The sequence below is a fragment of the Amycolatopsis nivea genome (genome assembly GCF_004522235.1).
In the GTDB taxonomy this organism is placed as follows: domain Bacteria; phylum Actinomycetota; class Actinomycetes; order Mycobacteriales; family Pseudonocardiaceae; genus Amycolatopsis; species Amycolatopsis nivea.
The window spans coordinates 409881-434569 of sequence record NZ_SDLT01000001.1 but is presented as its reverse complement, the minus strand read 5'-3'; the positions used below and the strand labels follow the sequence as shown (position 1 = coordinate 434569).

Sequence of the window (24689 nt, the reverse complement as noted above, 5' to 3'; positions counted from 1 at the left end):
CGTTGCGGCTTGACATTCAAGCTCCTGGGATGTCTTTCACTTGATGAGCTGAGGATTGCGCGGGTACGGCGTGTGCGCGACCTGTCGGGCGACGGGACGGCCGCCAACCACGCGCTGCACCGCGAACCGGACGATCCGGCCGGTGTAGCCGTCGTCGCCCGAGCGGCCCGCTTCGCCCCATGCGGTCTCGGCGGTGCCGGAGACCTGGAGGATGCGGCCGGTGGCGAAGTCGAAGAAGAGCAGCGCGGCTTCCGGGTTCGCGGCGATGTTGCCGAGGCTGTTGAAGAGGTTGTTTCCCGGATAATCGGGCCACCGCACGGCATTTCCCTCGACGCGGACGAATCCGGGCGCGCCGCCGCGATGGGACGCGTCCGCGCCGTGGGCGGGGTTGACGGTGCCGAGGAAGAACGTGTCCGCTTCCTGGATCAGCTGGGTGTCGTCAGCACTCAGCTCGGCACGTTCTTCTGCCGGTGCCGGCTCGACGTCGTGCGTGAGGGCCCGCTGCTGGATGTACTGCGGGCAATTGCCGTACGCCTGCTCGACCTCCACGATCAGGTGGTCTTTCGCGGCGGTCGAGAGAGTGCCGTTGATCCGGACCCGGCGGCGGGTCGCGAACTCTACGCTGGTCATGCCGAGCAGCTGCCCCGCCGGAAGCCCGTGCAGCGGATCGCCTTCCGGCAGCACGCGGTGGATCGCGAGGGTCGTTGCCGATCTGGTTTCCAAGAACCCGGGCGGGCCGGTGACCGGCGACGTCCACAACCGTCCGTCCACTGCGCGTCCGGTCAGGACCAGAAACGTCCGCTCGGCCAGAAAACCCGCCATTCCCGCGGAAATCCCGGCCGGTTCAGCCATCCGGGACAGCCGCGCGGCCTGGCGTTCGACTCCTGCCTCCCGCTGGACGGCGAGCTCGCCGGAGTGGAACGCCCGCTGGATCGCGTGGCTCATCGCACCCTCCCTTTCTCACGGGTTGCTCCGTGAGGTTCCGTGAGAAGTTCTAGCAGCCGCTTCTCACGGATGCAACCCATTCCATCCGTGATACCGTCTCGGCCATGGGCATGCTGCCGGACGAGGTCGTGCCGGTCCGCCTGATGGCGACCGTCTGGGCCGACACGAGCGGGCTCCACGACGACCTCCGCACCCGCGAAGACCTCGACGCGTGGCTCGACGACGTCGGCCTCGAGCGCGGTTCGCGGCAGTCGTCCGCCGCCGAACTCGCGCTGGCACGCCGGCTGCGCGATGCCGTCCGCCGCCTCGCCGCGCAAGTGACCGCCGACGACCGGCAGTCCCCCGCCGTCGACCTGGACACCGCACTCGGCGACCTGAACGACCTCGTGACCCACTTGCCAGTCCCCCAATTGACCTTCACGGCCGGGAAACTGCAGGAAAGCTCCTCGCGCGGCACCTCACCGGTCGTCACCGGATTAGCCCGCGTGGCACGAGAATCGATCGCGCTACTAGGCGGACCGGATGCCGCCAAGCTGCGCGCCTGTTACGCGCCGGGGTGCGTGCTCTACTTCATGAAGACGCATCCGCGCCGCGAATGGTGCTCCGTCGCCTGCGGCAACCGAGCGCGCGCCGCACGGCATTACGAAAAGATCCGATCGACCCGCTGACGGCTCAGCCCAGCAGCACCACCGCCGTTTCCGCGGCGCGCGCGAAGACGTTCTCGCCAACCTGCATGCCGGCCATCACGATCGCGCCTTCGTGCAGCAGCATGATCTGCTCGGCCACCTTGCGCGGCTCCGGAACACGCGCCGATTCAGCCACTTCGACGAGGACGCCGAGCAGCCACCGTTTGCTCTCGGTCATCACCGCGTACGCCGGATGCGCCGGATCGCTGATCTCCGCGTGCGCGTTGATCATGCTGCAGCCTTTGCCGCCGTATTTCTTCGCCCACGCCTCGGACGCGTCGAACACCGCGACCAGCCGGTCCCGCGGCGTTGTTCCGGCCTTCTCCAGCCATTCGCCAAGGAACTCCCGCCAGCGCACGTCCCGGGCGGACAAGTACTCCACGACCAGCCGGTCCTTCGAGCCGAACCGGTCGTAGAGCGTCTTCTTCGCGACGCCCGCCTTCGCCGCGATGACGTCGACGCCGACCGCGTGGATGCCGCGCTCGTAGAACAGCTCCGACGCGGCGGTCAGCACCGCCTGCGCTTTCGGGGTCCAGTCGATGGCCATGGCCCCAGTGTATACCGATCTGTATAGTCCGGCGGCATGGGTAAACAGATCGGTATAGTCGGAGCGGCGGTCCTGTTCGTGGCGTGCTGGTCGTCCGGGTTCATCGGCGCGAAGCTCGGCGCGGCCGACGCGCCCGTGCCGACCGTGCTGATGTGGCGGTTCCTGCCGCTGGCGCTGCTGCTCGCGCCTTTCCTGCGCCCCGGTTCGATGCGCGAACTGGGCAGGCATGTCCTGATCGGCTTGCTGTCCCAGTCGGGTTATCTGCTCACCGTCTACTGGGCGATCGGCGAAGGAGTCAGCACCGGCACCACCGCACTCATCGACGGCGTGCAGCCGCTCGTCGCCGCCGCGCTCGCCGGTCCGCTTCTCGGCGTCGCGGCGACCGGACGGCAATGGATCGGGCTCGCACTGGGTCTCGTCGGCGTGGTCCTGGTCAGCTGGTCGAACGCTGCTTCGCACGCCCCGGCCTGGGCGTACCTGATCCCGTTCGCCGGGATGCTCGGGCTAGTCGCCTCCACCGTGCTCGAACGCCGAGCTCGCGTTCCCGCTCCCCCGTTGCGCGCGCTGGCCGTCCATTGCGCTACCTCGGCGGTCGTGTTCACCGCCCTCGCGCTGGCGACCGGGAACGCGGCACCGCCCGCGTCCGGACACTTCTGGTTCGCCCTCGCGTGGTTGATCGTGCTGGCGACCTTCGGCGGGTACGGGTTGTACTGGCTGCTCGCCGGACGGATCGGCATGACCGCGGTGAACAGCCTGATGTTCCTGATCGCGCCGGTCACGTCGGTGTGGGGCACGGTGTTGTTCGGCGAACCGTTCACCGTGCTGACCGGCGTGGGCCTCGGCTTGGCCCTGGTCGCCGCCGTCGTCGCGAACGGCCGGGTCAGCCGCCGTAGCGTTGCCGGACCACCTCCGGAGTCTCCAGGTTCTTCCCCGCGTCGATGTTCTGCGCGAGCCGGAGGTACTGGCCTTCCGCCCACATCAACGGCGCCGCGCTCCCGGTCGGGCGGCCCAGCCCGAAGCACGCGACGTCGGCGCGATCCCACACCTGCTCGGGAATGAAGTACCCGTCGTTCGCCGCGTCCGCCATCGATTTCAGGTACACCGCCGCCGAACGCCCGTTGGCGAGCTCGTACTCGCCGCGCTCGCCGGACAGGACCGGCCAGAGCCGCCCGAACCGCTGCGGCCCGTTCGCCGGCCAGCCAGTGCACGCCGTGGTGCTCTCGCCGTAGTTGTCGTGCGGATAGCGGTGGAAGTAGATGTCGCCGTTCGGGGTCGTGACCTGCATGGGCGCGTTGCCGTCGCGGGCCGCCGCCGTCGGGGCCAGCGACTCGGCGACCTCGGGATCGGCCGGTCCGCGGAGCCCGAGCCGGACGAGGTCGAGGAACCCGAAGTCGACCACGTCGTGCTCGTAGAAGCAGCCTTCGTCGAAACAGATCTGCCCGGTGTCGTTCGGGTCGGTTCCCTTGTCGATGCGCTCGTAATACGTGTGCCCGCCCCAGTAACCGGCGGTCGTGCGCGTCCAGCTGTCGAGCTGCGCGCGCCACGAGTCCGCAGTGGACTCCCACTGCTGCGCCGCCGCGGTGTCGCCGTTCGCGCGCGCGATCGCCCCGGCCGTCACGAGCCCGGCCACCTCAGCCGCGATCGACGACGGCGACCGGCCGTACTGCTCCTCCCACCGCTCGGTCGTCGCGGGCCCGCTCGTGCGGATGTGCTCCGCCGTGACCTTGACCCGCGCGTACGTGGCCGCGTCGGTGAGCCCGGTCATCCAGGCGAGGACGATCGCGTCGGAATCCTGGTCGAGTTGCTCGCAACAGCCGAGTTGCTGCGGCGTGGCCCCCTGGACCCCGCTCACCGGGCTGTACCGCGGAAACGCGCCGGCCGGGTACGTCGTCCCGTCGCCTTGGGTGGGCGTCGAAATCCACTGCGAGGACCACAGGAACTGCGCCATCCGCTTCGCCTGCGCCGCGTCGCCCGCCGCGAGCAGCCCGGTCGCCTGCTGGTACAGGTCCCGTCCCCACACGCGGTGGTACCCGTCGTTGAGCACGTCGCCGTTCACGACGTCGCCCCACGGCGTGGCCAGCCCCGCGACGCTCGCGCCGCGATGCGCCTTGTCCTCCGCCGCGTGCAACGCCATCAGCGCGACGTAATACGCCCTGCGCTGCCGCTCGTCGCCCGCCACGCTGCCCGGCACCGCCTTCAGGCTGCCGACATACTCCTCCCACCCGCGCCGATACGCCTGTTCCAGATTGCCGAATCCACTCGCCAGCGACCCGTCCGCGGCCGCCGCCGCGCCCTGGGCGTCGCTCCCGTAGCCGAGCGCGACCGAGAACGTCGTGTCCTGCCCGACCGGGATCTGTCCACATTGGACTACATTGCCGTGGTCAGTGGAATCGAAGTGATTCGCAAGAGTTCGATGTGCCCGCAAGTCTACCAGGCAATCACTGGCGGCGCCGGAATATCCGTTGTCGTGCGCGATGAATCCGGTCGACGCCCGCAACGCCGACGCCACCGTAGTCGTAGCCCCGAACAACTCCTCCGTCCCGCTAGCGGTCAACCCAGTGCCGTCCCACCCCGCCGTGTCATTCGCTGCACCGCCCGCCATCGAAGGATTCGCGAGCAGGTAGACCTGATACTGGCCACCGTCAAGTGACTGAAACCGCGTGCGAGTAAGGAGAGTCGGCCGCCCAGCGTCGGTGACGTACGTCGTGGTGATGCGATAACGCCCGCTCTTCGCGGTGTTCGTGACCGTGTATTCGAGCGCCTTCTCGTCGGGCATCGCAACGACATGCTCCGTCGCGTCGCGTTCAAGGTCCACAAAGGACTTCCCGTCCGTGACCACGTACTGCATGTCCTGCATGTTGGCGACGTCCGCACGCGGATAGAACACCTCCGACGTGACCCCTCCCGCAACGGTGAACCACAACGGGCTGGCCGTCCCCGCCGCCGTCCCGAGCGCCGTTTTGTCCCCAGTTGTCCACGATGACGGCCCACCACAGCAATCCCCCGGCGGCTGCGCACTGTTCTGCACCGCCGCACCGGGCTTCGCCCCGGCTCCCGCAGGCGCGATCCCCTGCCCCACCACCGAAATCCCCACGACCGCGACCACCGCCGCCGCCCGTCCCCACTTCCCACCGACCATGCCGCTCATGCTGCCCCGGTGCCCCGCCCTTGAACAACAGCCGAACGGCGGGAACCCTCCCGCTCTCTCCCCGCCGTCAAGAGTCCCACCCGATGGAGTGACCGGGAAGCCCCGAAAACTGTCGTACCCGGATGGTCTCCTAGTTCCCGAAGCGGCGCCCAGGTCCGGGTCCGCACCGACCTGAGGAGCCGTCACCATGACCGGAGCCACCCTTCGCCCAGCCCGTTTCCGCAGCTTCGCCCCGCAGTGCCGCGTTTCCCGTCAAGACCAAGACAGACGCGCGCGAGACACGCATTTATTCAGCACTGAACGGTTGTTCCCGGCAAACGATGGACGGGAACCGATCCTCAGACCTGTCGCCATGGACTTGGCGACCCGAAACCAAGGAGTGTGATCATGGCTGGAGAAACCGTCATCACAGTGGTCGGAAACCTGACCTCAGACCCGGAACTGCGTTTCACCCCGTCCGGAGCAGCAGTCGCGAATTTCACGGTCGCGTCGACCCCGCGCACCCTCGACCGACAATCCGGCGAATGGAAGGACGGCGAGGCCCTGTTCCTCAGGTGCAGCATATGGCGGCAAGCAGCGGAAAATGTCGCGGAAAGCCTCGTCCGAGGAGCAAGGGTCGTAGTCACCGGACGTTTGGTTCAGCGATCCTTCGAAACAAAGGAAGGCGAGAAACGCACCGTAGTCGAACTGCAGGTGGACGAGATCGGCCCGTCGCTGCGGTACGCGACCGCCAGAGCCACCAAGGTCAGCCGGAACAACAACGAGACGGGAGGACCAGGCGGGGATGCCTGGGGCGCTGCGCCAGTGTCCGCCGGGGTCGGAGTGACTGAGGAGCCGCCCTTCTGACCTCCCGCGTGCCCGCTGGCCAGCGAGATAGGCGACGCGGCAGCCCGCAATCTCGGCGACTGCTCCCCCGTAACCGGAGCTTGGCCGGAATGCCCAAGAGCCGAGCATTCCGGCCAGCCCGGCCCGCGCATGCCGTCGCCCTCACCGACGTTGCCGTCCGTGCCGCTCGCCCGCGGCGAACCGAAGGATGCTCAGCTGCACACCGACCGTTGACGCCGGAACCCCCACGCACACCTCGGGCGGCAGCCACGCCGCCCGAGGGGCACCCAGAGGGGCGCCGACCGCCGTTCGACAGCTGGGTGCCAGCCATCGGTAGCCGAAGGGTGCCCAGCCGCGATTCGGCAGCCGTGCGCCAGCCACCGGCGGACTAAGAGCCTCGGCCGCTACTCGGCAGCCAGGTGCCAGCTACCGGCAGCCGATGGGTGCCCGGCCACCCTTCGGCAACCGAGCCCCAGTCAGCGGCAGCCGACGGGCACCCAACCGCCGTTCGGCGGCTGGGTGCCTGCCAGCGGTAGCCGAAGGGTGCCCAGCTGTTATTCGGCGGCCCGGCGCGAGCTACTGGCAGCCCAAGGGCCCCAGCCGCTACTCGGCAACCAGATGCCAGCTACCGGCAGCCGATGGGAGCCCGGCCGCAATTCGGCAGCCGAGCCCCAGCCACCGGCCGCAGCATGCTGACCGCTCGCAAACACCGCCACACAGCAGTGGTCTGGCCCTTTCCCACAAAGGTCCATACCATTTGCCCAGAAGCCGACTATCGGCCCTGACCGGCCGGAAATCCCGCTGGTAGCTTCCCGGCCATGCCCGCACTTCGCCGGACCAAGGCCGGAACCACAGTCCTCGCCGCGATTTCCGTACTGCTGCTGGCCCCGCTCTCCGCACCAGCCGCCCACGCCGCACAGGCCACACCCGGCGCGCCAGCCTCGCACACGGCGCACACCGCGCACCGCGGCGGCCACGTGCACGACGAATGCAACACCCCCTCGATCAACCGCCTCCAGAAATGGCTGGCCAGCGGCGAAGGCACGACCGTCCCGCCCACCGGAAGCCTCCTCGTCCCCGAAGGCGACGGCTACGCGGCGAAAATCGTCTTCCAGAACAACGAATGGCACGTCGCCGTGGTCTGGCTGGGCAACCAGTTCGACGCGCAGGCCGACCTCAGCCATTCCACCGGATTCTGGCTGACCTACAGCGCCGACGACGACTTCTACGTCCAGCTGCGCCCCGCCTCCCACTGGAGCGGCGGCGACAAATGGCTCACCCGCATCCCCGCGACCGGCGGCCAGCTGGTTCGCAAGTTCTTCCCCTTCGACCCCGATTCCTGGACCTGGCTTCCCGAACTCGGCCAGCCGCAGTACTCGTTCGCCTCCGCGCTGACCGAAGCCCGCGGCCTGGTCTTCGTCGGCAAAACCCCCAACTCGCTCGACTTCCGCGAACTCCTCATCGACGGCTACCAGCCGCCGTGCCTCTGAGCCCTCAGTTCTGCACCGCGGGCCGGACGGTGATGTCGCCGATCTCCACATCGTCCGGCTGTTCCACCGCGAACGCGATCGCCCGCGCCACCGCGGCCGGATCCAGCGCGAATTCCTCGACCCGCCGCCGGATCTGCTCGCGCTCCCCCGGATCGTCGATCGAATCCGCCAGCTCCGTCCGGACGAACCCGGGCGACACCGACGTCGTCCGGAGCACGCCGTCCGTCGATTCCTGCCGCAGCGCCTCCAGAATCGTCCGCACCGCGTTCTTCGTCCCGGCGTAAACCGCCTGCCCGGGCACGATCTTCAACCCGGACGTCGACACCGTCGTCACCAGATGGCCCCGCCCCTGCCGCCGGAACACCGGCATCGCCGCCGCGATCCCGTTCAGCACCCCGCGCACGTTGACGTCGATCATCGCCGACCATCCGTCGACGTCCGCGTCCGCGACCGGCCCCAGCTTGGCGATCCCGGCATTCCCGACCAGCACGTCCAGCCGGCCGAACTCCTCGACCGCCCGCCGCACCAGCCGGTCCAGGTCCGCGCGCCGGGTCACGTCGGTCACGCACGCGACCGCGCGACCGCCTTCGTCGCGGATTTCCTTCGCCAGCGCGTCCAGCCGATCCTCGCGACGCGCCCCCAGGACCACCGCCGCGCCCCGTTCGGCGAGCAGCCGGGCGGTCGCCTCGCCGATTCCGCTGCTCGCCCCGGTGATCGCGACGACTTTCCCTGCCACACCTGACATTTCCTACCCCTGACACCGATACGGACACGTGTCCGAATAGCTTACCGGACACGTGTCCGCATAACGCAAGGGCAGTGCCGCATCAACATCGGCCGGAGTGCAGTCAAGGAAGCGTGAGCGGCGGCGAAATCCGGGCCCGCACCAGGTCATGCTCTCGATCCGAGACGACCAACCGGAGAAAGGCCAACCGAGGTGAGCGATCTAGTCCCCGCGCTGCTGCTGATCAGCGTATTCGTCGCGCTGGCGATGACCTTGCGCGCCATCCAGCAACGCCTGACCCGCGATCAGCAGCAGTGCTCGCCCCGCCAGGCCTCGAGCCCCTCGCGGACCGCGACCGCCGCGATCACCAATGCCGCGACCGGATCCGCCCAGTACCAGCCGAACAGCGCGTTCACGAGCAGCCCGACCAACAGCACGCCAGAGAGGTAAGTGCAGAGAAGCGTCTGCTTCGAGTCGGCGACCGCGCTCGCCGAGCCGAGTTCCCGCCCGGCCCGGCGTTGCGCGCCGGAAAGCACTGGCATCACGACCAAGGACACCGCCGCGAGCACGATCCCGACCGTCGAATGCGAAGCCTCCTCGCCGAACAGCGACCGCACCGAATCGACCGCGACATAGGCCGCCAGCAGGAAGAACGACACCGCGATCACCCGCAGTGCAGCCCGCTCCCGACGCTCCGGATCCGCGCTGGCGAACTGCCACGCAACCGCCACCGCGGACAGCACCTCGGCCACCGAATCGAGCCCGAACGCGATGAGCGCCGACGACGACGCGATCGTCCCGGCCGACACCGCGACGATCGCCTCGACCACGTTGTACGTGATGGTCCCGGCGACCAGCCACCGCACTCGCCGCCGCAAGACCGCCCGCCGCGCGGCATCCACTACCGGAGGGCCAGCCAGCGACACGGCCTCGCCGCCCTCTGAATCCGCGCAACAGTCCCGATCGGGCTCGGTCATCGCGCCGCCTGCGGCTCGTCGGCACACGCGTCCGTCGGCGCGACCGCCAAAACCACCTTCGTCAGCTCCGCCAACGCGTGCGCGAGATGCGGATCAGCGATCGCGTACCGGACCTGCCGGCCCTCGTACGTCGCGAGCACCAGCCCGCACCCGCGCAGGCACGCGAGATGGTTCGAGACGTTCGACCTGCTCAGCTCCAGTTCCGCGGCCAGCTGCGCCGGGTACGCCACCCCGTCCAGCAGCGCCACGAGAATCCGGCAGCGCGTCGGGTCCGCCAGCGCGCGGCCGAGCCGGGCGAGCGCCAGTTCGCGAGTCTCAGAGGTCAGCACAGGCGCAACAGTACAGCAGTCACTGAATCAAATACACTGACGCGGTGGACAACCTCCTCGGCGACTTCCTCCGCGCCCGGCGAGAGCGGATCTCCCCGGCCGACGTCGGGCTGCCGGACAACGGACGACGCCGCGTGCGAGGCCTCCGCCGCGAGGAACTCGCGCTCCTGGCGGGAATCAGCAGCGACTACTACATCCGGCTCGAACAGGGCCGCGACCAGAACCCGTCAGCGCAGGTGCTCGACGCGCTGGCGCGGGCGCTCGGCCTCGACGACGCGTCCCGCCAGCACCTGCATCAGCTCGCGAGCCCGAACCAACCCGGCCAGCCCGAGCCGCAGGTGCCCGCGAGCATCGCCGGACTGATCTCCACCTGGGCGACGAACCCCGCGTACGTCCAGGACCGGCTCACCAACGTGCTCGCCGCGAACCCCGTCGCCGCAGCGGTTTCGCCGAACTACGCGGTCGGCCGGAACTTGCTCCGCGCGGTCTTCCTCGACCCGGCCGAACGAGAACTCCGCCACGACTGGGAGCAAATGGCCGCAGACGGCGTCGCGGGCCTGCGGGCCGCGCTCGGCCCCAGCATCGCCGACCCCGCGGCGGCCGAACTCATCGCCGGCCTCACCGCCAGCAGCGACGAGTTCCGGGGCCTCTGGGCCCGGCACGACGTGAAACCCCGCACCGGCCACCTCGTCCGGTTCCGCCACCCGGCGGTCGGAAATCTGGATCTGCACAGCGACAAACTCGACATCCCCGGACCGGTCAGCCTGCAGCTGGTGGTCTTCCACGCGACGCCGGGAACCCGCAACGCCGAGGCCCTCGCTTCCCTCGCCGAACTGATTCCCGCGCCGTAGCACCGAAAACCGGGCCGGAGCAAGCCCGCTCCGGCCCGGTTCCCGGTCAGTCGGCCGCTTCGAACTCGCGCACCGCGTCCAGTGCGGCGCCCATCGCGGCGTTGCCCTCGCGTTCGATCATGATCTCGACCAGCACCGGCCGCCGGGTGCGCTCGGCTTCCTTCCGCGCCCACTCGAGCGACGACCGGATCTCGCCCGGGTCCTCGACGCGGGTGCCCGAGCAGCCGTAGGCTTCCATGATCTTCACGTTGTCCGTGCCGTGGTCGTCGTAGTGGATGTCGACCTGGTAGTTCATCTCGTACGGCAGCTCGGACTGGCGGATCAGGCCCAGGTACTCGTTGTTGAGCATCACGAGCACGAACCCGACGTCGTACTGCGCGGCGACCGCCAGCTCCTCGACCAGGAACTGGAACGAGTAGTCGCCGACGACGCCGACGACCTCCGCGTCCGGCCGGGCCTTCTTGACGCCGATCGCCGCCGGGATCTCCCAGCCGAGCGGGCCTGCCTGGCCGCACACCTGGTAATGCCGCGGCAGGTGCGCTCGCTGGAACTGCCCGGACCAGATCTGGTACAGCCCGATCGCCGTGACGAAGTACGTCTCGGGGCCGTAGAACTCGTTGAGCTCCTTGAACACCCGCGGCGCCTTGATCGGCGTGCAGTCGAAGTCCTCCTTGCGCGGCAGCTCCGCCTTGAGGTCGCCGAGCCGCTTGACCCACGCGCGGTCCCGCGCCGGGGCGGTGCGCGCGTCGAGCGCCGCCAGCAGCGCTTCCAGGAACTCCCGCGTGTGCGAGACGACGCCGAGGTCCGGCCCGAACACCTTGCCCAGCTGCGTGGGCTCGATGTCGACGTGGATGAACTTCCGGTCGCCGCGGTACACCGACAGCTCGCCGGTGTGCCGGTCGCCGAACCGCGCGCCCAGCGCCAGGACCAGGTCCGACTCCAGGAACGCGGCATTGGCCCAGCGCTGCGACGTCTGGATGCCCGCCATGCCGGCGAACAGCTCGTGGTCCTCCGGGAAACTGCCCTTGCCCATCAGCGTGACGCCGACCGGGACGCCGAGCCGCTCCGCCAGCTGCCGCAACGGTTCGCTCGCCTCGCCGAGGACGACGCCGCCGCCGGCCAGAATCAGCGGGCGTTCGGCGGCGAGCAGCATGTCCAGCGCCCGCTCGACCCGCGCCGGAGCGGGTTTGACCGTGCTGACCGGCAACGCCGAGTCGATCGACGAATCCCACTCGATCATCTGCTTCTGCACGTCGATCGGGAGGTCGATGAGGACCGGGCCGGGCCGTCCGGACCGCGCGATGCGGAACGCCTCGCGGAAGATCCACGGCAGCTGCGCGGCTTCCTTCACCTGGACCGCCCACTTCGTGACCGGCCGCGCGATCTCGACGATGTCGACCGCCTGGAACGCTTCCTGGTGCAGCTTCGTCGTCGCGGCCTGCCCGGTGATGCACAGGATCGGGACGGAATCCGCGTGCGCGGTGTAGAGGCCGGTGATCATGTTGGTGCCGGCCGGACCGGACGTGCCGATCGCGACGCCGACGTTGCCGGTGGTGCGCGCCCAGCCGTCGGCCATATGCGTCGCGCCCTCTTCGTGGCGGACCACCAGATGGTCGATGCCGCGGCCTTGCATCGCGTCGTACAGCGGCAGGATCGCCGCTCCTGGGCAGCCGAAGGCGACGTCGATCCCTTCGTCGACCAGCACGTCGACGACTGCCTGCATAGCGGGGACCCGGGCCATGGTCAAACCTCCTCGGACGAGCGGCCGGACAGTTCTTCGACGACCTTCAGCAGCGCGGAGTGGTCCAGCGAGCCGTAGCCCATCGCCCGCCCGGCCGCGACCAGCTGCGCGACCAGGCCGGTGAGCGGGAGCGCCACGTCGGACTGCCGGGCCGCGGCCAGCGCGATGCCCATGTCCTTGTGGTGCAGGTCGATCCGGAAGCCCGGCTCGAACTGCCGCGCGACCATCGACTTCCGTTTCAGTTCCAGGATCCGGCTGCCGGCGAGACCGCCCGCGAGGACGTCGAGCCCGGTGCCCGCGTCCACTCCGGACGCTTCCAGCAGCACGATCGCCTCGGCGACCAGCCCGTAGATCCCGCCGACCACCAGCTGGTTGGCCGCCTTCACGACCTGGCCCGCACCGTGCGGGCCGACGTGCACCACGGTCTTGCCGAGCGTGTCGAAAACCGGCTTCGCCGCGGCGTAATCGGCCTCGTCGCCACCGACCATAATGGACAGAGTGGCCTGCTCGGCCCCGGCCTGACCGCCGGACACCGGCGCGTCCAGCACCCGGATTCCCTTGGCCGCACCGGCTTTCGCGACCTCGATCGACGTCTCCGGCCGGATGGTGCTCATGTCGGCCAGCAGCGTGCCGGGCGCGATCGTGTCGAGCACGCCGCCCGGGGCGAGCACGACCTGCTCGACCTGCGGGTGGTTCGGCAGCATGGTGATCACGACCTCGGCCCCGGACACCGCGTCGGCGACGTCCTTCGCCGCGCGCCCGCCCGCCGCTTCCAGCTTCGCCAGCGCGTCGGCGTTGAGGTCGAACCCGCTCACCTCGTGTCCGGCGGCGGCCAGGTGCGCGGCCATCGGCGTGCCCATCACGCCCAGTCCGATGAACCCGATCCTGCTCATCAGTTTCCCCTTCGCTCGTACGGCAGCCAGGCCAGCGAGTCCACAGTGGAACCGTCCGGTTTGTACTCGATGCCCACCGGTCCGGCGTAGCCCGCCGCCTGCAGCTTTTCCAGATGTCCTTCGAGATCCAGCTCCCCCGTGCCCGGCTGGTGCCGGCCCGGCGCGTCGGCGATCTGCACGTGCCCGGTGCGCGGGGTGTAGCGGGCGATCACGGTGTCGAGGTCGTCGCCGTTGACCGCCAGGTGGTAGAGGTCCGCGAGCAGCCGGACGTTGTCCAGGCCGAGCTCGTCGAGCACCGCGACCGCGTCGGCCGCGGTCTTCAGCGGGTACGCCGGGGTGCCGGAGAGCGGTTCGAGCACCAGCTGTGCGCCGATGCCCTCGGCCGCCTTCGCCGCGGTCGCGAGGTGCGTGCGGGCCAGATCGTCCTGTTCGGACGGTGCGGTCCCGTCGATCCGGTTGCCGTACAGCGCGTTGAAGCTGCGGCAGCCGAGCCGTTCGGCGAGCCCGAGCGCGACCGTCAGGCTCGTCGCGAACTCCGCCTCGCGGCCGACCCACGACACGAGCCCGCGCTCGCCCGCGGCCATGTCGCCCGCGTAGAAGTTCAGCCCGGTCAGCTGGACGCCCGCCTGCTCGATCGACCGCGCGAACCGGTCGACGTCGGCTCCCGACGGGTCGGCGCTGTCGAACGGCCACCAGTACTCCACCTTGGTGAAGCCCGCTGCCCGAGCGGCCTGCGCGCGCTCGAGCAGCGGGAGTTCGGTGAACAGGATCGACAGGTTGGCGGTGTAGGGCAGCGAGTGCCGCTCCCCGGCGGGACCGGTCATGAGTACCTCGGCTCCTCACATCTCGATCAGCTAATTTCGCTTCGTGGAAGTTTTCTTCCGTAGTTCGAGAATAGCTGGATGCGGAGGCTCCGGTCAACGGGAAGCGGGCAGGTTTCCTCGAGACGCCGGGCGCGCCACGGCGTCGCTCGATCCGGGCGCAGCACCCTTGCCGACCTCTTCGGCGAGCGGCTCTAGCCGCGACCGTCCACAGTGGTCACTCTTTATTCCACAGTGGACGGTCGCGCGATTTCCTTTTCAGCCGACCGGAATCGCCGTCCGATTGAGCAATCCGATCGCGGCGTGCACATGCCGCAACGCGGGCGCCTCGACGCCGGTGAGATCCGCGAGTTCCACGACCGCACCGATGATCGCGTCGATCTCCAGCGGTTTGCCCGCTTCCAGATCCTGCAGCATGGACGTCTTGTGGTGCCCGACGCGCCACGCGCCGTCGATCCGTTTCTCGACCGAGACCTGCGGATCCGCACCCGCCGCCCGCGCGATCGCCAGGGTTTCGGTCATCATCGCCGCGACGAGCGCGCGGGTTTCGTCGTGCTCGCACATCTGCGCCATGGTCGCCCGGGTGAGCGCGGACAGCGGGTTGAACGCGACGTTGCCCATCAGCTTGACCCAGATGTCGTCGCGCAGCCTCGGCTCGACCGGGGCTTTGAGCCCGCCCGCGACCATCGCGTCGGCGAGCTTCCGGCAGCGGACGGAACTCTCCCCGGACGGTTCCCCGAGGGAAAACCGCGTGCCCTCGAGATGCCGGATGACGCCCGGTTCCTCGATGACGGTCGAGCAGTAGACGACACACCCGATCGCCCGCTCGACGTCCAGCACCCGACTGGTAGCCCCGCCCGGATCGACGGCTTCCACGCGGCGGCCGGCCAGCGGATGACCGGCCAGCCCGTGGAAATACCACCACGGAATGCCGTTCTGCGCCGCGACGAGCGCGGTGTTCTCCCGCAGCAACGGGGTGAGGAGGGCACCGCAGTCCGGATACGAATGTGCTTTGAGGCCAAGGAAAACGTAGTCGACCGGCCCGACCTCGCTCGGATCCGCCGTGACGTGCGGATGCGCCGTGAAGTCCCCGCGGGGACTCCGGACGCGCACCCCGTCCGCCGCCATCGCCGCGAGATGCGCACCGCGCGCGATGAGGTGAACTTCGGTGCCACCGCGATGCAGCGCCGCGCCGACGTACGCGCCGATCGCTCCTGCGCCCAGAACCGCCACCCGCATGGTCGCCTCCCGGTCGGTATCCCGCCGATGATAGATTGCATACAGTATCCCGTCTGGTGACTGCGGGCCAGGTTTTGGTGATCGGAAGCGCCGATGACGAACGACGGGGTCGGTCCGCAGGGGTCGGTGCGCCGGGCATGTGCTCCCGCTACCGCGGCGGACGGTGAAAGGTCCGTTGGGGGAACCTGATTCGTCTCGCTGAGCACCGAAGCGCTCCTCTTGCGGAATCCCGCACCGTCCCGCTCGCGGAACCCCGCAGCATCCCCAAGCCGCGCATCACAGCGCTCCCACGCGGAACCCCGCAACGTGCCTCACTGAGCACCGCGGCGTTCGCCTCGCGGGGCCCGCAACGTGCCACTCGCCGAACGCCGCAACGCCCCTCGCGGAACCCCGCAGCATCCCCTAGCTGAGCACCGCAACGTTCTGTTGCAGGATTCCGCAAGGCCCCCCTTGTCAAGCACCACAACGTTCCCCTCGCGGAACTTTGCAAGGTCCCCCTCGCAGAGCACCTAACCAGCCCCCTTGCGGAACTCCGCGAGGCCGACCGCGCCCATCGGCGGGGCGAACCCTGCCCACCCGCTGCGGAGAAGCCTGGTTGGGTGAGTGGCGATGCCGGTTAGAACCGGCATCGCCACTCACGAGCATGAACTGCCGGGGACCTTCGTGTCTTGCGATGCGCCCGCTTGAAGTCCGGCAGACCAGCCGCCGCTCACGGACCGTCGGTCAGTAGCGTGGCCAGCCTGCGGAGTCCCTCGCCGAGCAGCCCAACCACCGAGGTCAGACTTCGCGCACCGACTCCGCCACGAACCCCGATAAGACCAGCCGCGCGGTGCATCGGCTGTGCACGGAGGACGTCGGCGCCGTCCGCCGGACCACGACCTCGTAGCGTCGCTGTCCCGCCTCGACCAGGACACTCCGGGCGTCGCCCCGGGATTCCTCGGTCACGGCCAGCACCGCGTCGAGACCGCGCAAGCCAGTGCGTCCGCGGACCTCGATCTCGGCGAACTGCGACCACGCGCTCTCCGCCGACGTCCGGCCACGCAGGTTCTCCAGCCGGACGTTGCCGCTGAGCGCCTCCTTCGCCGCCAGTTCGGCGTCGGGCACCGCGAGGCTGCCGTGGAGGAAACCGTCCGGCACGGTCAGGAGGTTTCCGGCCCAGCGGTCCCCGCCGACGTGGCTGACCTCCCACACCCGCCCGGGATGGTTCTGCGCGAGGCTCGTCGCCAGCGGACGGCCGAAAACGGCGCAGCACATGTCCTTGCTGCCGTGCGTGCAGACCAGAAAGAGCGGACCGGACACCGGTTCCCCGTGCCCGCGACGTCCGGCCGCGACCGCTTCCAGATCGAGATGGGCGAGATCAGCCAGGTCAGCGAGGTCGAGCCGTTCCGTCCAGCGGTCGCCGGGGTGTCCGCTAGCGACGTAGACCGTGCGCGGGGCGCCTGGCGTCCGCGCGTGCCGTCCCGGCTTCCGGATCAGCAGGGGGCGCAGGCCAGCGGCGCGCGCGGCATCGAGGCGTTCGGCGGGGAACACGGCGGACAGCACGTCTTCGAGCGCGTCCGGGCCCCACGAGCCCGGCTGCTCGACCAGCAGCCAGGACGTCATACGCGCGGCGGTCCCCGCAGGCTCGCCGCCGAGCTCTCGGGTGAGCGCGGCGCATCCGGGCGCAGCATTCCGGCCCGGGAAGCAGATCCCCGGGCCCGAGTGCGGCACGTCGGGCTTAGGCATGCCTAAGTATAGCTGACGGCGCACCAGCTCTTTTCGAGGCGACCGTCACTGTCGCGCGACGTCACTCGATCGGGCAATGCTCCGGGCGTCCGAGGCCGCTGGCGACCAGCGCTCGCACCGCCAGGTCGCGGCGGCTATGCGGACATGCCATCGCCGGGGCGCGTGACGCCCTCCATCAAGCCCGGGCGGCACCTCTCACCACCAGCCACCCGGGCAGCACCCGCACGCCCGACGACGGCGGTGACTAGGGCCGAGCGCCGTGGCCTCAGCGATCGCGCCTGGCGAAACTCCGCAGCCCAGACCGGGAGCCAGCCTCGCACCCCGACGAACCCTGCGACCAGGGCCGAGCGTCGAGGCCTCACAGCACCCAACTCACGCTGCCCCGCACCACCAAGGCACCCCGACAAAGCCCGCAGTCAAGCCCGAGCAACAAGCCCTTGAACCACCAGCTCCTTCAACAGCGCCCGCACCGTCTCCGGCGGCACCCCGGGCGCGGCGTCGACCAGAACCTTGAACGGCTGCGGACCGCACCCGAGCAACGCAGCGAGCACCGGTCGCGCGGCCTCCGCGAAGACCAGCCGCTTCCCCGCACCGACCAGCGCAACCGTCCCGTCGTCGTCCACCAGTGCGGCGCGTGGGACGAGCAGCCGGACCTCGAAGTCGTCGTCCGGCGGCAGCAGGTCCGCCGTCGCCGCCCACGGCAGGCCGATGCGGGTCTGAGCCGGAGCCTGGGCGTCCCGGTCGGCGAGGAAACGATCGACGACATCGCCCGCGGTCACCTCAGCGAGCCGCCGGCGGAGCGCTTCGGCCCGTTCGGCCCGCGCGTCCGGACCAGCGAACCGGGGCAGGTCCGCGCGGAACAGTTCGTCGGAGCGCAGCTGGTCAGCCAGCCACGCCACGAGATCCACGCCGGTGGCGGCATTGAACCCGATCGTCAGGTGCAGCGACTCCTCGCCGACCGCCGACACGTCGTGCCAATGCCCGCGCGGCAGGTAGAGGACGTCGCCGTCCTCGAGCAGGAAGTCGTCGTGCGGTTCGCCTTCGGGGCGTTCCGGAAGTTCGACGTCGCGTTGCAGCGGCGAACGCCGGGTGACCCCGTGCAGGCGCCACCGTTTCCGCCCGGAAAGCTGGATGATGAATGCGTCGTGGTCGTCCCAGTGCACGTCGAAGCCGTGCGTGGTGCCCCAGCCCGCGTACAGGTTGACCTGGATCCGCTCGCGCAGATCGTGCTCGAGTTTGCTCGCCAGTTCGCCGACTTCGCCGACCAGTTCGTTGACCGAGTCGAGCACGAGCGTCGCGCCGGCGCGCAGATGTTCGGCGAATGGGGCCGGCAGCACGCGCGGGACCAGGCCGTTGCGCCGCGTCGACACCATTTCGGTGTAGGTGTGCGCGGGGACGACGTCGCCGTCGAGCGCGAGCCGCAGCCGGGGGAACTCCAGGCGGTGCTGGCGCAGCACGCGGTCCAGCTCCGCCCACGGCAGCAGCGACGCGAACCGGCCCTTCTCCCCCGGGAACCGCCGCGGCTCCTTGCCGAGGACCTCTGCGAAGAACTGGCCGGCCTCGAGCGGTGCCACGAGGCCGGCCAGTCCGGGAATCTCCGTCATGGAGCGCGACAACGGCTAGTCGTTGCCGTCGTTGTCGGCCACGGCGCCGTTGGCCTTGCCGCGGTCCACCGCGGCGGTCAGCGGTTCCACGCTCAGCAGCAGACCGCTGGCGGCCGTGTCGGTGTCGGTTGTCATGCGTTCTTGAGCCATCCGGACCTCGCAACGTCGACGACTGGGCGCGCCTCACGCTACGGGAGATCGCCGGGACGGACATCGGTCATTTGAGTAATCTTCGCCGGGCCGATGATCACCCTCAGCCCACCCGGCGGCTCACAGATTCTGCCGGTAATCCTCGTCGAGACCCGCTCGGAGCAGCGATTCGTTCACCCCGGACCGCACCAGTTCCGCGGCCGCGCCCGCGGTCTCGTTCAGCTTGAGGTGATCGGTCCAGATGGTTGACGACCGGGGCAGGTCGGCAGGATCGACGTGGTTGGCGGAGACCCACAACCCGGACTCGCGCAGGGCGTCGTTCCGCGCCAGCCGGACGGTCTCGATCTCCAACTTGAGCACTACTTTCGGGGTGCGATTGCGCTCGGTCATCGACTCGCGCAGCTCGTCCTCCGTGCTGACGACCGCCTTCCCGGTTATCTCCAACGTGCGAACGTCGCCAGGAACGACTGCCAAGACAGCCACCTCCGGCCGCTCGACGACATTGTGGAACGTGTCGGTACGCCGGTTGCCGGGCCGATCAGCGAGCGCGACCGTCGTCGGCCCGATCATCCGGGCCACGCCGGGCGGATCTCCCTTCGGACTGGCGTCGGCGCGCCCGGAGCCGTCCCGCGACGTCACCACCGCGAACGGTGCGGCAGCAAGAAAAGCAGCCGCCGCGGGACCGAGCGCACTCCCCTCCTCGACGGCGTCCTCCGGCGCTGACACCGGTCCCCACAGGTTCGAGCGGAGGACCGCTTTGCCGCAGTGCAGGAACGCTTCCTCGACGAGAAGACCGTCTTCGGCAAGGGTTCCGTTGATCCGCAAAGTCTCGCGCCACCCCGGGACGAGCACCAGCAGCGCGGCACCGGCACCCGGCGCGGCCGACGACGGGACCGGCAGCCGCAGCCGTGACCTGTTCACCGCTGCGGCGAATCCTGGTGTCCCGCCGACCAGTTCGGCCCGCTGACGTCCCCCGGCGTCGACATAACCGAGCACGGCGGCGGGGCTGTGCGCGAGCAGCGCGAGGCAATGCGGGTCGAGATGGTCGATCGACTTCATCATGACCGGCAGCGGCCGCTCGCCCACGACACGTTCCAGGTCCGGCACCGCACGGATGATCCCCATGGAGTTAGGTTAGCCTAAGCATCAGATCCCCGCGGACGAGCTTCGCGCATCAGGATCCGTGCCGATGCCCAGCGTGCCCGATGCGGCTACCGCCACGGATCCACCTCCTCGTCGGGAACGGCCGACCGCCGCGGATCCACTTCCCTGTCGGACGCAGACCGGCAACCGCTCCCCACCAGCGTCTGGCTCCCTCGCCCGACCCGGCTCGCCACCCGCGCGAGGGAAGATCGCCCACGTGATCCAGAATCCTGGGATTTTGCATACTAAAACCTGTATCCTGAAAACTGAGTTCCTCGAACCCCGCCGCTGATCCCACCCGAGGTGCACCGTGACCGAGTCCGTTTCTCCCCTGCCCGAACGCGGGCCTACCGGCCGCCGGACGGCCAAGGGGTCGCTCTCCGGAAAGAGCGCCAACCGGGTGGAGCGGCCCGCGCCGCTGCGGCAGGTCGTGTACGACGCGCTCGCCGAGCTGATCATCAACCGCACCCTCGAGCCCGGGCAGCACCTCGTCGAGGCCGACCTGGCCGAGTACCTGGGCGTCAGCCGCCAGCCGGTGCGCGAGGCGTTGCAGCGCCTGCAAAGCGAGGGCTGGGTCGACCTCCGGCCGGCGCAGGGCGCGTTCGTGCACCTGCCCACCGACGAAGAAGCCGACCAGCTCCTCGGCGTCCGGGCGGTGCTGGAGACCCACTCCGCGCGTCTCGCCGCGGCGTGTGCGACGGACGACGACATCAAGCGCCTCTGGGAGCTGCAAGACGTCGGTATGAAGGCCCTCGCCGCGGACGACAGCGAGCGGCTCGTCGCGGCGAACGCCGACCTGCACGCGTACATCACCGAGCTGACCGGCAACGCCGTCCTGACCGAGCTCATCGGCCTGGTCGACCGCCGGGTGCGCTGGTACTACACGCCGATCGCCCGGCCCCGCGGGCGCGACGCGTGGCAGGAACACGCCGCGCTGATCGAGGCGATCGCGGCGCACAACGTCGAAAAAGCCGAGAAAATCATGGCTCAGCACACCGAACGCACGCGCCAGGCATTCCACGAACGGCCCGACGCGGCGGAGTAATCCGCGCGCGCCGGGTCAGCCAGCCGAACGGTCCCCTCGAAGGAAACAAAGCAACCCGGGAGCGACGGGGCGGGTGCCAGCCGTCCCGTCGCTCCCGGGCCCGCAAGGGAAATTCAGTTGCCCGCCGCCGGAGCGGTGCGCGCGATCCGCTCGCCCGTCTTTTCCGGCGAGCCGCGGCCGGAACGTCCCGGCTGCCGCAGGAACAACGTCATCACCGCGGACAACAGGGCAATGCACCCGGCCAGCACATACGCGCCGGTGTAGCCCCACGCGGCGATCACTCCGGCCGCCAAACCGCCGCCACCGACGCCGCCGACCAGTTTCGCGCTGTAGACGATGCCGTAGTTCGTAGCGTTGTGGTTCTCGCCGAAGTAATCCGGCACCAACGCGGCGAACAGCGGGTAAAACGCGCCGCTGCCGAATCCGGTCAGCACCGCGAATACCATGAACCAGAACAAACTGTGCGTCTTGCCCGACCACAGCACGCCGAATTGCGCCAATGCCGCGATCACCAGCACCCAGAACAACGTCGCCTTCCGGCCGATCCGGTCGGAAGCCCAGCCGACGATCCCCCGGCCGACGCCGTTCACGATGGCCAGGATTCCCGCCGACGAAGCCGCCACGAAGGCGCCGAACTGGCTTTCCTTGGCGAAATCGACCTGGAAATTGATCCCGAACAGCGAAACCCCGCCGATCACCACGAGGGTGACCCACATCAGCGGCAGCATTCCGGTGCGGATCGCCTCCATCGGCGTGAACTGCCGTACCGCGGGCGGGTTCTTTTCCAGGCTGCGGGCCTTCCCCGCCGCGCTGCCTTTCAGCCAGGCGATCGGGTCGACCTCGGCGGGCCACCAGTTCTTCGGCGGGTCCTTGAAGACGAACCCGCACAACCCGACCACCACGAGCATGTACAGGCCGATCGCGTCGAGCGTGATCGTCACGTTCTCATGGCCGAGAAAGGCGCTGAACAGGTAAATGAACGGCACCGAACCGTACGCGAAGCCGCCGTTCACGAATCCGGTGCGGGCGCCGCGTTTCTCCGGATACCATTTCCCGACCATGTTGATGCAGGTCGCGTACACGAGTCCGGCGCCGACCCCGCCCAGCACCGAATACCCGATGAACGCCACCACCAGATTTCCGCTGTGCGCGATGGAGAAGTAGCCGATCCCGGAACACACCGCCCCGGCCAGCATCGCCGTTTTCGCCGACACGATGTTCTTCTCCCGGAGCCGGCCGGCCGGGAAAGCGACCCCGGCCTGGAACACGGCCCAGATGCTGGCCAGCCAGAACGCGTCCGACAACGACCAGCCGTATTTTTCCTCCAGCGTCCCCTCGACGGCTCCCCAGCCGTATTCGAAAACGCTCACCGCCATCATGGCCACCCACGGCAGCCAGACCATCCAGCTGCGGGACCGGCCCATCAGGTCCCGGGGGCTCTCCCCGATCCGGTACGTCCGCCCGTTGTCGTCGACGATCTCCTGGTATGTCGGTTGGGCTGCGGTCATGAGAATTCTCTTTCGTCACCGTTGACTTCGGTTCCCGTGCCGGGCTGTCTCCGTTCCCCCGAGCCGGGACGCGACCCCGCGTCCCGGCGTCCCTTCCTCGCCGCACTCCGCTGACCAGCGGTTAGGTGTCGGGCAACGTACGCCTCCCTCCGGACTTGATCAAGGCAGCAGACCCGCCGAACGCGCCCACCGGTACTTCGCGCCGAGCACCGCGATCGGCTTTTCGGTCGTGTAGGGATAGGCCACGACGCCGTGCGCGTACAGGTGCTCGCTGGCCTGCTCGACCTCGACATCTCCGGACAGCGACGCCACCACCGGCTTGTGGACGCCCTTCCGCCGGAACTCCTCCACGACGTCCACGACCAGCTCGGCGAACACCATCGGCGGCGTGACGATCGTGTGCCAGTAACCGAGAACCAACGAGTGAATACGATCGTCGGACAGTCCTAACGCGATGGTGTTCCGATAGGTCGACGGCGGCTCGCCGCCGGTGATGTCGACCGGGTTTCCGGCCGCGCCGAACGGCGGGATGTACTCGCGGAACGCGGCGTCCAGGTCGTCCGGGATCCGCATCAGCGTGAGCCCGTTGTCCACACAGGCGTCCGAAAGCAGCACTCCGGAACCGCCCGCGCCGGTGATGATCACGACGTTTTCGCCCTTCGGCGTGGGCAGTTTCGGCACGCCTCGCGCGTATTCGAGCAGGTCGTTGAGCCCTGGTGCGCGAATGACACCGCTTTGCCGCAGGATGTCGTCGTACACTCGGTCGTTGCCGGCCAGCGCGCCGGTGTGCGACCCGGCCGCTTTCGCGCCTTCCGACGTCCGTCCCGCCTTCAGCACCACCACTGGTTTCTTCGCGGAAACCCGTTTCGCGGTCTCGGCGAACGCTCGTCCGTCCTTGAGGTCTTCCAGGTGCATGGCGACGAGTTCCGTGTTGTCGTCGTGCTCGAAGAAGGTGAGGAGATCGTCTTCGTCGATGTCGGCCTTGTTCCCGACGCCGACGATCGCGGACACGCCCATCCCGGCCGACCGGCTGAAGCCGAGGATCGCCATCCCGATCCCGCCGCTCTGCGAGGACAGCGCGACGCCGCCTTTGACGTCATAGGGGGTGCAAAACGTCGCGGACAGATTCTCCGGCGTGTAGTAATAGCCGTAGATGTTCGGGCCGAGAATCCGCACGCCGTGCTTGCGCGCGATGGCCAGAACCTCGTTCTGCAGCTCGATATTCCCCGTCTCGCCGAAGCCGGACGGAATCAGGATCGCCCCGGCGACCCCCTTCTCGCCCGCCTCTTCCAGCGCCGCCGGCACGAACTTGGCCGGGATCGCGAAGACGGCCACATCCACGTCGCCGGGGACGTCCGCGATGCTCGGATACGCCTTGCGATCGAGGATTTCCGCGGCCTTCGGATTGATCGGATAGATCTCGCCCGCGTAGCCGCCGTTGACGAGATTCTTCATCACCGAATTGCCGATCTTCCCGTCCTCGGCGGACGCGCCGATCACCGCGACCGCGGCCGGTTTCATGATCCGGTTCATCGCCGCGAGGATCTCGTCCTGGCTGAACCGCACCGGTTCCGCGGCCGCCGCCGGGTCGACGAGGATCCGCACGTCCACCGCGGTCGCCCCGTCGCCGGTGGCGAGCACCGGGTTGAGGTCGACCTCGGCCAGCTGCGGAAAGTCGGTGACCAGCTGCGACAGCCGATGCACGACGTCGGCCAGCGCCGCCTTGTCGACCGGCTCGCTGCCGCGCACTCCATTGAGGATTTCCGCGGCCGCGATGCCGTCCACCATGGACAGAGCTTCGTCGGTGCTGGTGGGCGCCAGCCTGAAGGTGACGTCCTTCAGCACCTCGACCAGAACTCCGCCGAGTCCAAACGCGACGATCTTGCCGAAGCTCGGATCGGTGACCGCGCCGATGATCACCTCCTGCCCGCTGGTCAGCATCTGCTGCACCTGCACGCCGGTGATCCGGGCCGAGGCGTCGTAAGCCTTGGCGTTAGCCAGAATCTTGGCGTAGCCGTCGGCGACTTCCTGTTCGCTGCCGAGGCCGACGAGCACGCCGCCAGCTTCGGTCTTGTGCAGGATGTCCGGCGAGACGATCTTCAGCACCACCGGAAGGCCGATTTCCCCGGCCTGTGCCACCGCTTCCTCCGCGGAAGTGGCGAGCCGTTCCTGCGGCGTCGGAATGCCGTATGCCTCGCAAACTGCACGACCCTCCGGCGCGGTCAACGCGGAGCGGCCTTCCTCGGCTACTCGCTTCAGAATTTCTTCGACCGCTGCGCGGCCCGTTTCCGTCGTCAT

General features: G+C 69.1%; 20 protein-coding genes and 1 pseudogene. 6 read left to right on the top strand and 15 right to left on the bottom strand.

Annotated elements, in window-relative coordinates:
- Positions 1–36: 36 nt before the first annotated feature.
- Entirely contained in the window at positions 37–945 is a 909-nt protein-coding gene (locus EIZ44_RS02085; protein ID WP_134727545.1) for a pyridoxamine 5'-phosphate oxidase family protein, read from the bottom strand.
- A 104-nt stretch (positions 946–1049) separates the two neighbouring features.
- Here EIZ44_RS02085 and EIZ44_RS02080 point away from each other — a divergent pair, with 104 nt between their 5' ends.
- Positions 1050–1613 carry a CGNR zinc finger domain-containing protein gene (locus tag EIZ44_RS02080; protein WP_134727544.1) on the top strand — a complete coding sequence of 188 codons (564 nt, stop codon included), beginning with the start codon at positions 1050–1052 and terminating at the stop codon, positions 1611–1613.
- A gap of 4 nt (positions 1614–1617) precedes the next feature.
- Here the strand turns inward: EIZ44_RS02080 and EIZ44_RS02075 are convergent, their stop codons facing one another.
- Entirely contained in the window at positions 1618–2178 is a 561-nt protein-coding gene (locus EIZ44_RS02075; RefSeq protein WP_134727543.1) for a TetR/AcrR family transcriptional regulator, read from the bottom strand.
- 36 nt (positions 2179–2214) lie between these two features.
- On the opposite strand from EIZ44_RS02075, the pseudogene EIZ44_RS45060 reads away from it, so the two are divergent.
- A pseudogene (locus EIZ44_RS45060) lies at positions 2215–3036 on the top strand (DMT family transporter); the annotation flags it as partial.
- Between the two features lie 22 nt (positions 3037–3058).
- Here EIZ44_RS45060 and EIZ44_RS02065 read toward each other — a convergent pair.
- Complete coding sequence (locus EIZ44_RS02065; protein ID WP_134727542.1) at positions 3059–5326, bottom strand: glycoside hydrolase family 15 protein; 2268 nt, start codon at positions 5324–5326, stop codon at positions 3059–3061.
- A 387-nt stretch (positions 5327–5713) separates the two neighbouring features.
- Between EIZ44_RS02065 and EIZ44_RS02060 the strand changes: the two genes are divergently transcribed.
- Positions 5714–6172, top strand: coding sequence for a single-stranded DNA-binding protein (locus EIZ44_RS02060; protein ID WP_134727541.1), 459 nt, complete (start codon positions 5714–5716; stop codon positions 6170–6172).
- 797 nt (positions 6173–6969) lie between these two features.
- Complete coding sequence (locus tag EIZ44_RS02055; protein ID WP_134727540.1) at positions 6970–7641, top strand: hypothetical protein; 672 nt, start codon at positions 6970–6972, stop codon at positions 7639–7641.
- A 4-nt stretch (positions 7642–7645) separates the two neighbouring features.
- Here the strand turns inward: EIZ44_RS02055 and EIZ44_RS02050 are convergent, their stop codons facing one another.
- The 3 genes from EIZ44_RS02050 to cmtR form a co-directional block, all read right to left on the bottom strand.
- On the bottom strand, positions 7646–8386 hold the full coding sequence (locus EIZ44_RS02050; protein WP_134727539.1) for an SDR family oxidoreductase: 741 nt from the start codon (positions 8384–8386) through the stop codon (positions 7646–7648).
- 284 nt (positions 8387–8670) lie between these two features.
- On the bottom strand, positions 8671–9342 hold the full coding sequence (locus EIZ44_RS02045) for a cation efflux transmembrane domain-containing protein (RefSeq protein WP_205673013.1): 672 nt from the start codon (positions 9340–9342) through the stop codon (positions 8671–8673).
- A complete protein-coding gene (cmtR, locus tag EIZ44_RS02040; RefSeq protein WP_037805875.1) occupies positions 9339–9671 on the bottom strand; it encodes a Cd(II)/Pb(II)-sensing metalloregulatory transcriptional regulator CmtR in 333 nt (110 codons plus the stop codon). Before cmtR ends, EIZ44_RS02045 begins: the two co-directional genes overlap by 4 nt.
- Before the next feature lie 44 nt (positions 9672–9715).
- Between cmtR and EIZ44_RS02035 the strand changes: the two genes are divergently transcribed.
- Positions 9716–10522, top strand: coding sequence for a helix-turn-helix transcriptional regulator (locus tag EIZ44_RS02035; protein WP_134727538.1), 807 nt, complete (start codon positions 9716–9718; stop codon positions 10520–10522).
- Between the two features lie 46 nt (positions 10523–10568).
- Here the strand turns inward: EIZ44_RS02035 and gcl are convergent, their stop codons facing one another.
- The 7 genes from gcl to EIZ44_RS02000 all read right to left on the bottom strand — a co-directional run bounded on the left by gcl (position 10569) and on the right by EIZ44_RS02000 (position 19820).
- The gene (gcl, locus tag EIZ44_RS02030; RefSeq protein WP_134727537.1) at positions 10569–12263 is read right to left on the bottom strand and encodes a glyoxylate carboligase; all 1695 of its coding nucleotides are present in this window, start codon (positions 12261–12263) and stop codon (positions 10569–10571) included.
- 2 nt (positions 12264–12265) lie between these two features.
- Positions 12266–13156 (bottom strand): 2-hydroxy-3-oxopropionate reductase, encoded by an 891-nt coding sequence (locus EIZ44_RS02025; protein WP_134661544.1) that lies wholly within the window; start codon positions 13154–13156, stop codon positions 12266–12268.
- Positions 13156–13980 (bottom strand): hydroxypyruvate isomerase family protein, encoded by an 825-nt coding sequence (locus EIZ44_RS02020; RefSeq protein WP_037805872.1) that lies wholly within the window; start codon positions 13978–13980, stop codon positions 13156–13158. The genes EIZ44_RS02025 and EIZ44_RS02020 overlap by 1 nt, the downstream gene beginning before the upstream one ends.
- A gap of 255 nt (positions 13981–14235) precedes the next feature.
- The gene (locus tag EIZ44_RS02015; RefSeq protein ID WP_134661545.1) at positions 14236–15216 is read right to left on the bottom strand and encodes a 2-dehydropantoate 2-reductase; all 981 of its coding nucleotides are present in this window, start codon (positions 15214–15216) and stop codon (positions 14236–14238) included.
- A gap of 777 nt (positions 15217–15993) precedes the next feature.
- Positions 15994–16941: a ferredoxin family protein gene (locus EIZ44_RS02010; protein WP_205673012.1), complete on the bottom strand. Its 948-nt coding sequence runs from the start codon at positions 16939–16941 to the stop codon at positions 15994–15996.
- 416 nt (positions 16942–17357) lie between these two features.
- Positions 17358–18545, bottom strand: coding sequence for a cupin domain-containing protein (locus tag EIZ44_RS02005; protein ID WP_134727536.1), 1188 nt, complete (start codon positions 18543–18545; stop codon positions 17358–17360).
- A 270-nt stretch (positions 18546–18815) separates the two neighbouring features.
- Complete coding sequence (locus tag EIZ44_RS02000) at positions 18816–19820, bottom strand: pyridoxamine 5'-phosphate oxidase family protein (protein WP_134727535.1); 1005 nt, start codon at positions 19818–19820, stop codon at positions 18816–18818.
- Between the two features lie 328 nt (positions 19821–20148).
- On the opposite strand from EIZ44_RS02000, the gene EIZ44_RS01995 reads away from it, so the two are divergent.
- On the top strand, positions 20149–20883 hold the full coding sequence (locus EIZ44_RS01995) for a GntR family transcriptional regulator (RefSeq protein ID WP_037805865.1): 735 nt from the start codon (positions 20149–20151) through the stop codon (positions 20881–20883).
- Positions 20884–20996: 113 nt separating this feature from the next.
- Here EIZ44_RS01995 and EIZ44_RS01990 read toward each other — a convergent pair whose 3' ends face one another.
- Positions 20997–22391: an OFA family MFS transporter gene (locus EIZ44_RS01990; protein WP_134727534.1), complete on the bottom strand. Its 1395-nt coding sequence runs from the start codon at positions 22389–22391 to the stop codon at positions 20997–20999.
- A gap of 159 nt (positions 22392–22550) precedes the next feature.
- Positions 22551–24689 carry an acetate--CoA ligase family protein gene (locus EIZ44_RS01985; RefSeq protein WP_134727533.1) on the bottom strand — a complete coding sequence of 713 codons (2139 nt, stop codon included), beginning with the start codon at positions 24687–24689 and terminating at the stop codon, positions 22551–22553.